This is a genomic window from Nostoc sp., from assembly GCF_036916735.1.
In the GTDB taxonomy this organism is placed as follows: domain Bacteria; phylum Cyanobacteriota; class Cyanobacteriia; order Cyanobacteriales; family Nostocaceae; genus Nostoc.
Genome location: NZ_JBALFV010000053.1, coordinates 1 through 12,773 on the forward strand (window position 1 = coordinate 1; position 12,773 = coordinate 12,773).

The 12,773-nt window shown below is 40.3% G+C and carries 16 protein-coding genes; 6 read left to right on the top strand and 10 right to left on the bottom strand.

The genetic code is table 11. From position 1 onward, the window contains the following. Nucleotides 1-261: hypothetical protein (locus V7L20_RS13090; protein ID WP_334744496.1), on the bottom strand; the 261-nt coding region annotated here is incomplete at its 3' end. A gap of 166 nt (nucleotides 262-427) precedes the next feature. Between V7L20_RS13090 and V7L20_RS13095 the strand changes: the two genes are divergently transcribed. Both V7L20_RS13095 and V7L20_RS13100 read left to right on the top strand, forming a co-directional pair. Beyond that, the gene (locus tag V7L20_RS13095; protein ID WP_334744497.1) at nucleotides 428-823 is read left to right on the top strand and encodes a hypothetical protein; all 396 of its coding nucleotides are present in this window, start codon (nucleotides 428-430) and stop codon (nucleotides 821-823) included. A 130-nt stretch (nucleotides 824-953) separates the two neighbouring features. Continuing rightward, entirely contained in the window at nucleotides 954-1,112 is a 159-nt protein-coding gene (locus V7L20_RS13100) for a hypothetical protein (protein WP_334744498.1), read from the top strand. 18 nt (nucleotides 1,113-1,130) lie between these two features. Here V7L20_RS13100 and urtD read toward each other — a convergent pair whose 3' ends face one another. From urtD to V7L20_RS13130, 6 genes are all read right to left on the bottom strand, one after another. Then, on the bottom strand, nucleotides 1,131-1,877 hold the full coding sequence (gene urtD, locus V7L20_RS13105; RefSeq protein WP_334744499.1) for an urea ABC transporter ATP-binding protein UrtD: 747 nt from the start codon (nucleotides 1,875-1,877) through the stop codon (nucleotides 1,131-1,133). Continuing rightward, entirely contained in the window at nucleotides 1,852-2,970 is a 1,119-nt protein-coding gene (gene urtC, locus V7L20_RS13110; protein WP_334744500.1) for an urea ABC transporter permease subunit UrtC, read from the bottom strand. Before urtC ends, urtD begins: the two co-directional genes overlap by 26 nt. Nucleotides 2,971-3,001: 31 nt before the next feature. Next, nucleotides 3,002-4,162 (bottom strand): urea ABC transporter permease subunit UrtB, encoded by a 1,161-nt coding sequence (gene urtB, locus V7L20_RS13115; protein ID WP_334744501.1) that lies wholly within the window; start codon nucleotides 4,160-4,162, stop codon nucleotides 3,002-3,004. A 190-nt stretch (nucleotides 4,163-4,352) separates the two neighbouring features. Continuing rightward, complete coding sequence (urtA, locus tag V7L20_RS13120; RefSeq protein ID WP_334744502.1) at nucleotides 4,353-5,669, bottom strand: urea ABC transporter substrate-binding protein; 1,317 nt, start codon at nucleotides 5,667-5,669, stop codon at nucleotides 4,353-4,355. Between the two features lie 192 nt (nucleotides 5,670-5,861). After that, a complete protein-coding gene (locus tag V7L20_RS13125) occupies nucleotides 5,862-7,007 on the bottom strand; it encodes an NAD(P)/FAD-dependent oxidoreductase (RefSeq protein WP_334744503.1) in 1,146 nt (381 codons plus the stop codon). A gap of 10 nt (nucleotides 7,008-7,017) precedes the next feature. Further along, complete coding sequence (locus tag V7L20_RS13130) at nucleotides 7,018-7,176, bottom strand: hypothetical protein (RefSeq protein WP_334744504.1); 159 nt, start codon at nucleotides 7,174-7,176, stop codon at nucleotides 7,018-7,020. A gap of 367 nt (nucleotides 7,177-7,543) precedes the next feature. On the opposite strand from V7L20_RS13130, the gene V7L20_RS13135 reads away from it, so the two are divergent. Next, entirely contained in the window at nucleotides 7,544-7,834 is a 291-nt protein-coding gene (locus V7L20_RS13135; protein WP_334744505.1) for a hypothetical protein, read from the top strand. 46 nt (nucleotides 7,835-7,880) lie between these two features. On the opposite strand, the gene V7L20_RS13140 is transcribed toward V7L20_RS13135, so the two are convergent. Further along, entirely contained in the window at nucleotides 7,881-8,264 is a 384-nt protein-coding gene (locus V7L20_RS13140) for a hypothetical protein (RefSeq protein ID WP_334744506.1), read from the bottom strand. Between the two features lie 173 nt (nucleotides 8,265-8,437). On the opposite strand from V7L20_RS13140, the gene V7L20_RS13145 reads away from it, so the two are divergent. Together V7L20_RS13145 and V7L20_RS13150 are read left to right on the top strand one after the other, a co-directional pair. Next, nucleotides 8,438-8,695, top strand: a complete 258-nt coding sequence (locus V7L20_RS13145) for a hypothetical protein (protein ID WP_334744507.1) — start codon at nucleotides 8,438-8,440, stop codon at nucleotides 8,693-8,695. After that, nucleotides 8,692-10,056 carry a pentapeptide repeat-containing protein gene (locus V7L20_RS13150; protein ID WP_334744508.1) on the top strand — a complete coding sequence of 455 codons (1,365 nt, stop codon included), beginning with the start codon at nucleotides 8,692-8,694 and terminating at the stop codon, nucleotides 10,054-10,056. Before V7L20_RS13145 ends, V7L20_RS13150 begins: the two co-directional genes overlap by 4 nt. 77 nt (nucleotides 10,057-10,133) lie before the next feature. On the opposite strand, the gene V7L20_RS13155 is transcribed toward V7L20_RS13150, so the two are convergent. After that, nucleotides 10,134-11,027, bottom strand: coding sequence for an isopenicillin N synthase family dioxygenase (locus V7L20_RS13155; RefSeq protein WP_334744509.1), 894 nt, complete (start codon nucleotides 11,025-11,027; stop codon nucleotides 10,134-10,136). A gap of 76 nt (nucleotides 11,028-11,103) precedes the next feature. Between V7L20_RS13155 and V7L20_RS13160 the strand changes: the two genes are divergently transcribed. Further along, nucleotides 11,104-11,688, top strand: a complete 585-nt coding sequence (locus tag V7L20_RS13160) for an Npun_F5749 family FMN-dependent PPOX-type flavoprotein (RefSeq protein WP_334744510.1) — start codon at nucleotides 11,104-11,106, stop codon at nucleotides 11,686-11,688. 202 nt (nucleotides 11,689-11,890) lie between these two features. Here the strand turns inward: V7L20_RS13160 and cysE are convergent, their stop codons facing one another. After that, nucleotides 11,891-12,655 carry a serine O-acetyltransferase gene (gene cysE / locus V7L20_RS13165; protein WP_334744511.1) on the bottom strand — a complete coding sequence of 255 codons (765 nt, stop codon included), beginning with the start codon at nucleotides 12,653-12,655 and terminating at the stop codon, nucleotides 11,891-11,893. Nucleotides 12,656-12,773: the final 118 nt, after the last annotated feature.

Genomic DNA, 12,773 nt, shown 5'->3' on the forward strand with positions numbered 1-12,773 from the left:
TGTAGCGACTATTCTCAAGTCTGTAGCGACTATTCTCAAGTCTGTAGCGACTATTCTCAAGTCTGTAGCGACTATTCTCAAGTCTGTAGCGACTATTCTCAAGTCTGTAGCGACTACTCTCAAGTCTGTAGCGACTACTCTCAAGTCTGTAGCGACTACTCTCAAATCTGTAGCGACTACTCTCAAGTCTGTAGCGACTACTCTCAAATCTGTAGCGACTATTCCCAAGTCTGTAGCGACTATTCCCAAGTCTGTAGCCACTACTCTCGTGTTCCTACCTTTTGCCTTATTATATGAGTAATTATATACCGAAATATTACCGATATAAGCTAAAAATTTTATGATCAAAAATTGCGATTTATGCTGAACCGGAATCGGGTTGAATTGAGGCAAGCTAGCTCTAGAACTATCTTAAAAGAGCAAATTTATGTCTCGTAAAAAACGTATATCCCGCGTTTTAGAAAAAGTTGAGTTAAGAGCTTCCGGGATGAAATCGATTGTTCCAAGCATTAAATTTGAACAAGATTATACTTTAGAAAAACTGATTGATTCAATTGAACAGTTACGTAACAAACTTGATGTTCATAACAGCGCTCTGGCTATAGTTGACTCTTCTTTAACAGAAGTTGAAGAGATGGAAAAAAATTTGAGTCAGCTTTCTGAAAAAATGTTAATGGTAGTTGCTATCAAGTACGGCAAAGACAGCGCTGAATATGAAATGGCGGGTGGTGTTCGCAATAGCGATCGCATCCGCAAAATGAGAGCAAGCCGCTTAAAAAATCTTGCAGAACAAGCATCAGATAAGAATAAGAAAACTGCATAAAAAATGAGATAATACCATTTTGGATTTGAGATTTTGGATTGAACAATCTAAAATCTCAAAGGTGTTTCTACCTCTAGCGGACGGAATATGCCCTAGGGAAATATTAGAGTATTGGATTGTTGACCCACATATGCAACAAATTACAATTTGCCAGTGGGTGGAGGGACAGTATGAGGATAAGGTATTTACAGGTGCGACTTGCATAGAATCAGTGGTAATTGTTGATTTAGCGCTAACAGTAGAGCGGGTGTTTAACAGCGCAAACCGACCAGAATTACCCGGCGAATAGAAAGTGGAATCGAGTTTTTTATTCTTCTTGTTTTCCTAAATATACTTCAATCACCCGAGAGTCATTTTGAACTTCCTCAAAATTTCCTTCGCACAACACCGAACCTTCATGTAACACTGTTACTTTCTGAGCAATTTGACGCACAAATTCCATATCGTGTTCAATTACTAAAATTGAATGACTCTGCGCTAATGCTAAAAGTAGTTCGCCAATATTATAAGTTTCCTCATCTGTTAAACCAGCAACAGGTTCATCAACCAGTAATAAGTCTGGAGACTGTGCTACTAACATCCCAATTTCTAAACGCTGCTTTTCACCGTGGGAAAGTAAACCTGCTCTAATGTCAGCTTTTGGCGTCAAACCGATAGTTTCTAATAATCCTTTAATACTATTTTTTTCAGCAGTATTAGAATGTCCAAACAAAGTAGAAAAGACATTTTTATTGCGGTTGCTAGTAATTTCTAGATTTTCGCGGGGCGTTAAATTTAAGTAAATTCGCGGTGTTTGAAACTTGCGCCCAATTCCTAACCGTGCAATTTGATGTTCAGGTAAAGAACGCAGGTTTCTTCCTTTGAACATAACTCGCCCTACAGTTGGTTGCACTTTCCCCGTAATTACATCCAGAAATGTTGTCTTTCCCGCACCATTGGGGCCAATTACTACCCGCAATTCACCCACATCCATATTAAAGTTAAGCTTATTTAGAGCCTTAAAACCGTCAAAACTAACAGTTACGTTTTCAGTTTCCAATATTTTCGCGTTCATGTTGCACTTCAGGGTCTTCTTCCAAGGTGGGATATGTAGCAATTTGTTGACGGCGGTGGAAAAGAGAAATATTCTGACTACGCAACCATCCCACTATGCCGTCAGGAAGCACTGTAACAACTATCAAAAATAGTGCGCCTTGGAAAAATAGCCAGATTTCAGCAAATTGTTCACTTAAAAAAGTACGGGCAAAATTTACTAATAAAGTTCCAATAATTGCCCCAATTAAAGTAGCGCGTCCCCCTACAGCTACCCAAATCACCATTTCAATCGAAAAGGCAATATCCATTGCTCTGGGTGAGACAGAACCACTCTGAAGGGTGTAAAATGCTCCTGCTATGCCTGCGATCGCACCTGAAACTGCAAACACTAATACCTTATAATCTGTAGGGTCGTAGCCAGAAAATCTTACCCGACTTTCATCATCACGAATAGCTATCAACAACCTCCCAAAGCGTCCAGTTGTCAACCAGCGACAAATTCCGTAGGTGGCTGCGAGAAACACTACCGTCAGCGTATAGAAAACAAACTGCGTTTTGGCATCGCTGACCGTTGCTCCAAACAAGGTTGTAAAATCTATCAGTCCGTTCGTACCGTTGAAAAGCTGTTGTTGACCGTTAAAGAAATTGAAAAATACAATAGTTCCGGCTTGAGTCAAGATAGAAAAATAAACTCCCTTAAGCCGATTTCGGAAAACCAAATATCCCAACAATCCCGCCAATAACCCTGGAATTAGTACCACAAAAGCTATTGTCACAGGAAAAGAATAAAAAGGTTGCCAAAACGCGGGAAGTTCTGTAACCCCATAAAGTCCCATGAAATCAGGTAACTCACCAGTAGGGACTTGCAGCTTCAGGTACATTGCGATCGCATATCCACCCAAACCAAAGAAAATACCATGTCCCAAACTTAGTAAACCAGTATAACCCCAAATCAAATCAATACCTAAAGCTGCGATCGCCAGCGACAAAAATCGCCCCAATAAATTCAGACGAAACTCCGTCAGCAACAGTGGCAGAATCATAATGAGGAAAAGTGTGATCGCAACTACCACCCCAGCTTCGATTAATAATCTTCCTCCCTTTATTCTCATTCTCTGCGTCCTTGGCGTCTTGGCGGTTCGTTCAAACATCAACAGTACGTCCCTTCTGCGGAAAAATCCCCCCAGGCTTCCATTGTAAAAACACAATAATCAGCGCAAACACCATCACCTTAGCCATACTCGTTGTTGCAAAAAAAGTAAACAAATCAGCCAAAGGCTTCACAGGAGTCAACAACAAAGCCAGAGTCCCAGAACCAATTAAAAAATTAGCCGTACCAATACCCAACGCCGCCACAATCGTCCCAGCTAAATTCCCCACACCCCCGACCACAACAACCATAAAAGTATCAATAATATAATTTTGTCCCGTATTTGGTCCCACAGAACCAAGTAAACTAATTGCACATCCAGCCACACCAGCTAAACCAGAACCCAGTGCAAAAGTAATTGCATCAACCTTTTGAGTTGGTATACCTAAACAAGCACTCATACTGCGGTTTTGCGTCACAGCCCGAATTTTTAAACCCCAGCTAGAACGTTGTAAAAATAAATAGATTCCCACCACACAGACTATCGTTAAACCAATAATAAATAATCTGGCAAAGGGTATTTGTACACCACCTAAAGACATCCCTGCTTGTAACCAAGTAGGCGCTGTTACATCCACATTTTGAGCGCCAAACCAAGGTTGAGTTACAGCTAACTGATAACTTTGACTCAATAAATTACCCGTTGTGATTGTCACCCCCAGCGATAATAAAAATATCACCGCCACAATCCAGTTACGAACTCTTCCCAAATCAGTGCGAGAATTTAAAATCCATAAACCTCCAAAAAACAATAGAGAAAATAAGCCTATATCAATTATCAATACCCAATTTACACTACGAACAAACTGCTGAAAAATTAAACTTACTCCCCAAGTTGCCAAGAGAGTTTCTAGAGGTCGTCCATAGAGATAACGAATCACGCCTCTTTCTAGAATTAATCCCACAACAGCCGTGAATATAAAAGCAATAATCAAAGCCAAAAATATATAAATTTCAAACCACACTCCGCTTAATTGTTTGCAAATATTTTGTACAACATAAGTTGTATAAGCGCCGAACATCATCAATTCACCATGCGCCATATTGATAACGCCCATCAAACCAAAAATAATCGCCAATCCCAACGCAGCAATTAATAAGACAGCGCCAATACTAATACCATTAAATATAGCTTCTAAAAATCCTGCTAACACTTTTTTCCTCACATACTAATTCGTAATTATGTTTAGGGTGTGTTACAGCACAAGTAACTAAACATAGCTACAATAAATATTTTTACCGTAACGCACCGATATAAATGGTGTATCGCACTTCGCTATAATCCCTTACAAAGTTCAGATTGACTAATTCGTAATTGGTAATTAATTACGAATTAAGAATTATTTAGGCTTTTTTGTACTTACCACCCTTAGCCGGGTCACTCCAATCACAAGCAAATCCCTTAGTCTCTTTCACAAATTGATTCCAAGGAACTGGCTCAACGGCTGTCGGAGTAGCATAGACAATATCAAACAAACCATCTAGCCTTACTTGACCAATTCGCACGATTTTAGATATGTGATGATTGGTGTCCATTGTCACTTTACCTTCAGGTGCATCTATAGTTTGACCATACGCCGCAGCACTCACTTTCGCTATGTCTGTAGTACCAGCTTTTTCTACAGCTTGCTTCCACAAATAAACGGCGATATATGCTGCTTCCATTGGGTCATTTGTTACCCGATTTTCACCGTATTCTTTCTTGAAAGCTGCTACAAATTTTTTGTTAGCAGGTGTGTCTACTGTTTGGAAGTAATTCCAAGCAGCGTAGTGACCTTTAAGATACTCTACACCAATTGCTTTGACTTCTTCTTCGGCAATACTGACAGACATGGAAGGATATCTTTCTGGTGTCAATCCAGCACCTTTCAATTGTTTGAAGAAAGCAACGTTGCTATCACCATTGAGAGTATTGTAAATTACACCTCCATTAGGCAAAGCTTGCTTAATTTTAGTGATAATTGGTGTAACTTCTGTATTGCCAAGAGGTAAATAATCTTCGCCAACTGTTTTTCCGCCCAAAGCTTCTAATTGGGCTTTAATAATTGTGTTAGCAGTCCGAGGAAAAACGTAGTCAGAACCAACTAAGAAGAATTCTTTTCCTTTATTTTTTAACAGCCAATCAACAGATGGTTCAATTTGTTGATTTGGAGCAGCACCAGTGTAGAAAATATTTTTAGAACACTCTTGACCTTCATATTGCACAGGATACCAGAGCATGTGATTTTTGCTCTCGAATACTGGCTTAACATTCTTGCGGCTAGCAGATGTCCAACAGCCAAAAACTACAGCGACTTTATCTTGATCGATTAGCTTAGTTGCTTTTTCTCTAAAAGTATCCCAGTTAGAAGCACCATCTTCGGTAATTGCTTCAATTTGTTTACCTAAGATACCACCGGCTGCGTTAATTTCTTTTATAGCTAATTTTTCAGCATCAACAACGCTTTTTTCACTAATAGCCATCGTGCCACTAAGGGAGTGCAAAATACCTACTTTGATTGTGCCACCAGCAGTAGCAGCAGCTGGAGATGCAGCAGGAGGTGCGACTGGACTCTCTGTAGCAGTTGGGGAATTATTCGCGCAAGCTTTTAAAAAAAAGCTGCTTCCAAAAGTTAAAGAACCGTAAATTAAAAACTTGCGTCTGTTAAATTGTCTTCTCATGTTTTTATAAATTTTCCTCTTGACCAATCAGCCAACTTAATAGAAAGCTGACAATATTAAACTTTAAAGTGTGATGATAGTGCGATAGGTTACTAGTAAAAAGTTACTTATTATACAAAATAGATGATTTTGTCACAAAAAAATAACTTTCCAATATTAAACTTTGTTAAGTTTAGTCTGAGAAAATTCTTGTCAGTAATGAAGAGATAGCTGGATAATAATCTCATCTTTATTGCCAGATACAAAATTAGCAAAGTGCTTTGCCAAAGGTGGTATAATCACCAAAGGATTGCTAAATCCAGAGAATAGATAAATGCTTTCACAATCTGGAATAGTACCAGTCAAGGGCAGGCGATCGCTACTAAATGCCACCAAGCAATCATGCCAAGTTCCTGGTAAATTCTCCAAAGTTGGTAAAATTTCACCAACACTTTTTCGCAGCCATTTTTCACTTTCCTCTGAGTTTACATTGGCATAAGGATCTGTGAGAACACGGCTAATTTGACCGATGCGAAAACTACCATCTTGAAACTGAATCGCACTTGCATCTAAAATTGGCGGTACTGGCTCATTACCTGATTGATTCCACAATTCATCAACTTGAGTAGATTCAGCTTCTAGTTGAAATCGTTGCAGATTAGCTGGCATAACTAAGGTGCGTAACTGCACATCAACAGGTGAGGTTTCAATAATTTCTGCATGGGTAAAATACAGTTTGACGGGAATACCAGCAGATTTTAGTAGCTGGCGGCTGAGTCCACCCGCACAGATGACAACGTTCGCACTGAGGAAAGTTCCAGTAGTTGTTTTTACACTATTTTGCAATACTTGCAATACTTGGGTAATCTGCATTTCACCCCCAGCACGCAGAAAGGCTTGAATGTAGGCTTGTGCTGTTTTTTCTGGGTGAATATGACCGTGTTTAACAGTTAAAGCACCAGATATCGCTTCTCGATTTAGCAGTGGTTCCAACTCACAAGCTTCTTGGACACTCAGTAAACGAGGTGGAATGGCAAAATGATTATATGATGCAGCCGTTGCTTCTGGGTCATTCGCGGCTGAGATAGTAAGTAATAAATCTAATTCCCGAAACTGGATATCAGCGTCTAACTCTTGAGATAGGATATGGTAACGTGCGATCGCTTCTTCGCACAATAGATTAGTTAGTGGTGTAGTACCCGACCAATAAGCAAGTCCACCATAACTATAACGAGTTGCATTCTGTGGTGTGCCGTATTGCTCCAACAAAAGTACACAAAAGCCTTTCTTCGCTAGTTCGTAGGAGAGTGCAGCACCTGTAATTCCACCACCAACAACAATCCAGTCGTAGGTTTTCATATTTTGCAAATTATGAATAAGTCATACTTGCTTTATTCTGGAGTATTATCAAAGCAATTGTACGCTTGATTGAAATTAATTCTGCTACCGAAAGCCCTACAGCATCAGCTTGCTGCTGCAAAGTTGCATAGACATCATCACTTAATTTGAGTGTTAGCAGTTGGCTCATAAGAATAAACGATTTTGATTTCAACTCAAGCTAGGGCAATTATAGCTTTTCTTTTAATATGACCAGAATCAATCTCCTGAAACAATAATTTGTACTCGGTTATATAGATATTTAAGTAACTAATATTACTAAAATTATGCATAATTTATTTCTGTTAAAACTTGAGAATTATTAATAAAAATTTTTCAAATATTAATTAACAAGGTATAAAATTATACTTTAATATTAAAGTATGATCGAGGCGATCGCTAAATCCCGCAAAGAAGACAGCCATCGCCCCTATCTAAACCCCAAGATCGATAAAGGCGATCGCCAAATCCCGCAAAGAAGACAGCGATCGCCTTTATAAAAACCCCAATATCGGAGTATGAATATCATCATGTCACAATTACCAGAATCTGCCCAGTCCAAGTTAGAACAGTTTTTGCCTGGGGAAAATTTAGATACAACCACCAGCCATCAACCAACCGGACAACCATTACCTCGGCGAGAACCGATTAAACATACATTGATTGGTTCTCCCAAAGCCGTTACCAGCACCATTCACTATTTACAAGTAATTGGCTATTCGGCAGTTGGCGACTGGAGTTCACTAGTACCCACCGAAAATCCACATGAGGTGATGAGCATTTTAATCCGCCAGATTCTTATGCAATAACCCAGATGTAGAGACTAGCAATTGCTAGTCTCTTTTTCTATTTAATTTACGAATCAGTAGGTGCGGGTTCACCGAGAGCAGGAACCACGCTTTTACGCACATTAGGCTTGCGATCGCTTTTACGAATACCTCCAGCCATCTGATACTCATAGCTATTCTTACCAAATTTATAAGCAATACCACGCAAAATTTTCTCAGAATAATCTGCCAAATCTTGCTCATTTTCAAGGATCTGGGTTAGTAAGACATCAATAGTGGAGAGGGTAGTATTGTATGCTTCTAAAGATTGTCGCAGGCTTTGGATTTTTCCAGTATAATCTTTGACTGACAATCCCTCTCCGACATCTATACTTGAATTGATAGATTTAACGCTTGCTAGACGTGTTTCAGCTTTGCCGAGAATACGTAAATTACGTTTTGGTCTTGCCATAATTGTTACTTATTTTTCAAATCTACCATAACTCTATAGTGGACAATTGTTTCAAAAGTTGTCATACGTAAAATTATTGGTTTTTATTTAAAAACCTCAAATTTAAGTAATTTCCAGCTACTTCTGATAACGTCAGAGCGGAAGTTGATACAGAGTGCGCGAAACACTCAAACGTGAAGGCGGGATTTGATCCAGGGAAGACGGAATTTGATACAGACTGCGCGAAACACTCAAACGTAAAGGCGGAAGTTGATCCAGGGAAGGCGGAATTTGATACAGACTGCGCGAAACACCCAAACGTAAAGGCGGAAGTTGATACAGGGAAGGCGGAAGCAGTTATTTCCGCAAAATGTGAATTATGTGTAATTCCAAATTTTGCACCAATTGCGGAATCTATAAAAGAAGCACAAGTTTTTGTGGTGCAAATTTGACCGATGCTGATTTTACATTTGCAACACTCAAAAGTACAGATTTCCGAGATGCTCTTCTGACTCGTACCTGTTTCTATCAAGCAAAAATGCTCAACCGTGTTTGTGCTGAGAAAACTTACCTTCAAGAAGCACAAGTGCGCCATGTGTTAGTTACAGGACAGGGAGAGGATAAGAATTTTGACCGCCAAGACTTGTGCGGTGTCAACTTCAAAGGAGCGAATTTGGTGGATGCTAGTTTTATTGGTGCAGATTTAAGTGGAGCTAATTTACAAGATACCAATCTATCCAGGGCAAAGCTAGTCCAAGCACAACTTAATGGAACGGATTTCACAGGCGCTACTCTCACCGGGGCATACATTCAAGATTGGGGCATTACCACTGATACAAAGTTTGATGGGGTGCGGTGTGAATACGTTTATATGCGACTGCCCACTAAACAGAACCCTGATCCACTTCGCAAACCTGATAATAATAAAGAGGTTTTTGCTCCGGGGGAGTTTGGGGATTTTATTCAACCAATATTTGACACCCTTGATCTTTACCACAACCAAGAAGTTGACCCAAGAGCGATCGCAATTTCCTTTAAGCAGTTAGCAGAAAATCATCCAGATGCTGAATTAGAAATTGTGGCGATGGAAAAACGGGGACAGGATAAGTTTCTGCTTCGTGCCAAAACAGCGATCGCGGCTGATAAATCCTATCTGAGTGCAGAGTATTTCGATACTTACAATGAGATAAAAGGCTTGCCGGAGCGGGAGATTAAATTACTACTAGAAGAAAAAGATAGCAGAATTCGTAGTTTAGAAAATTTTGTTAATCAGGCGCTACAACGCCCTAGTTTTTATTCAAATGTAGAACAGGTAGGTACTATGACTAATAACCCTGGTGGATTTTCAATTGATGGTTTAGTTGGCGGCAACGTCAACAACGTTCAAGGTGAAGGCAACCGAGTATTTCAAAGAGATACAACAATGTCTGGCGATGCCTACGGCGGTAAACTACGCAATATCAACACAGGTGGCGGCAACTATAACGAACGTATTGAACACGATTATATCCAAGGTAATTACTATGCTGCTGGACAACCCCAAAGTCTTGCCCAAGCTGCTGCCGAGATTCAGCTATTGCTAAAACAATTAGAGCAAACTTACCCGACCACTACTACATCACAGCAAATGGTAGTAGCAGCAGAAGCCATAAATCGAATTGAAAGCAACCCAACCTTGAAAAAACGAGTAATAAATGCTGTTAAAGAAGGTGGTTTAGCTGCGTTTGAGAAAGCTATTGATAACCCAGCAGGTGCTTTTATTGTTGGCGCTATCAAAGGCTGGCAGGAAGTGGAGTTTCGCACCGCGAACTAGTCTAAAGTCCAGTAATTACGAATTACGAACTTGTATTGAGCTTGTCCTGAGCGGCGTCGAAGGGCGCAGTCGAAATATTACGAATTACCATAAGTTGCTTGTAAACGACTTAAAAGATATTCTCCTGCCAGAATAGGCGGATAAATAGGTTGTTGTTCTTTCTGGCAACTTTCCAGGCAAGCAATTTCTGTATCATCATTAGGATGACAGAAAAAAGCCATAGAATAACGGGACTGCTTCACCTTGTTATTGTCGGGAATTATCACCCGATGCTTGGTTGAGCAAAACATATCGTTTGTCCACCGTTGCATTAAATCGCCAGTATTAACTACCACAGTATCAGGAATCGCAGGTGCGGCAATCCACTCTCCAGATGCCGTCTGTACTTCCAACCCGCCAACGTCATCTTGGAAAAGTAAGGTAATACTACCATAATCGGAATGCTCACCAGCACGTACTTGTCCGGGTTGAGGTGGTGTCTGCAATGGGGGATAGTGGAGCGATCGCAAGGTATGATTTTGTTGATTGTGTCTTTTTATAAAAAAATCCTCTGGTAATTCCAATGCCAAAGCATAAGCTTGTAACACTGTGTTAGCAAGTTCTGTGCAATTATCATAAAAGGTGACAATAGAAGCATCTATTTCTATAGCCGCTTGTTTGTTTACATTAAACGCCTCTTTTAAGTCGCCTGGTTTGTTGGGGTCAAGACGTTCTCTCTCAAGACCAACGTATCCGGTATTATTAAACTCATCACTCCAAGCTTGCTTTTGCTTGACTTCTAAAGGTAAATTGAAGAAAGATTTACTGTAACTGAATACTTGCCTAATTATGTCTTTTGATATTCCTGAATTCTGCAAGTACATGAAGCCAATTTCATGGCAAGCTTGATAGATTTGTTTGATAATATTTTGCCGAGTTATTATGTCGCCATTGCTAAAGGCAGTTAAATCTATGATTGGAATTGTAACCATTTATTATATATATTTAGAAAATTTGTGTTTTTGTTTTGTTAATAGTAGTATACTCAATACTTAGGTACGAGATAAAATGACTCTTGCTCCTTGGCGAAGCGCGATCGCTCATGCACTCCATTGCAACCGCAGCCTTGTTTATGCCCGTTACCTCCAACTAGCAACAGTACAGGCAAACGGTCGCCCTGCTAATCGTACCTTAGTATTTCGCGGTTTTCTACAAGATACAAACCAGCTAAAATTTATCACTGATACTCGTAGCACTAAAGCCGACCAGATACAGCAACAACCTTGGGCAGAAGTTTGCTGGTACTTCCCCAACACACGCGAACAATTTCGCATCACTGGCTGTTTAACTTTGGTAGGTAATGATGATTCGCACCAAGATTTACAGCCAGCCCGTATTTCCATTTGGCAAGAACTGAGTGATGCTGCACGTTTACAGTTTGCTTGGCCCCATCCTGGTAAACCCAGAGTTGAAAATCCAGAAGCCTTTGCACCACCAGCACCCGACCCCGTGCAGCCATTGCCTAATTTTTGTCTACTGCTACTCGACCCAGTGCAAGTAGACCACTTAGAATTACGCGGCGAACCACAAAATAGAAAGTTTTATCGCCGTGATGAAAATCAGAAATGGTTTTATGAAGAAATTAATCCTTAATTTGGCGTTGCTGAATTGAGGTATGAAAATGATTTTGCGTGATTTAAAAACTTTTGTCTTGACGTTGCAATGCAACGTTTCTACACCCAGATTCATACATTTAATCAGCAATGCCCTTAATTTTGTCAGTTAGGAGTTATGAGTTGGAAGGTGCAAAGAGAATTTTTATTCTTCACTCCCCACTCTTAACTCCTAACTTGATTTAAATACCCGCACCATCTAGAAACTGCTGTATTGACTTATCTTTAAGCCTGCACATAGGAGCATGTTGTGAAAAATTAGCTTGGTTAGAAGCTACACAATCTACCAATACAGGAGTTTTTTCAGAAGAGTTGTTGCGCCCAAGAGTTTGTATTTGTTCTTCCAGCGCCTCAATCCTGTCTACTAAAGCACGAATTACTTCGGCTTCTGAATCTGGTAAATTACTGTGTTCAAGAGGTGCAACTCGGACTCCAGAACGATAGATAATACGCCCAGGTACGCCCACTACTGTACAATCTGAAGGCACATCCCTGAGAACAACAGACCCAGCGCCAATACGGACATTATTACCAATTTGGATATTACCCAGAACCTTTGCTCCAGCCCCAACTACGACATTTTCACCGACAGTGGGATGGCGTTTGCCACATTCTTTACCAGTACCTCCAAGAGTGACACCTTGATAAATTAGGGCATAGTCTCCTATGATCGCAGTTTCACCAATTACTACACCCATCCCGTGGTCAATAAACACACTTTTTCCAATTGCCGCACCAGGATGGATTTCAATTCCAGTCAAAAACCGAGCCAAGTGAGAAATCAAGCGGGGAATAAAGGGAAGACCAACAGTATATAACCAGTGAGCCAGCCTATGGAATAGCAGGGCTTGCAAACCAGGATAACAAAATAAAACTTCCAACCAGTTACGAGCAGCTGGGTCACGTTCAAATATGATACGAAAGTCAGCACGCAGTATAGATAGCACGAGATAGCACCCTCGGAAAGCACAAAAAGCTACTCTCCCATATTATCGTCTCAGAGGTTACAACTCAAAATTGGGGATGGGGAATGGGGAATGGGGAATGGGGCATTGGGCACAAATT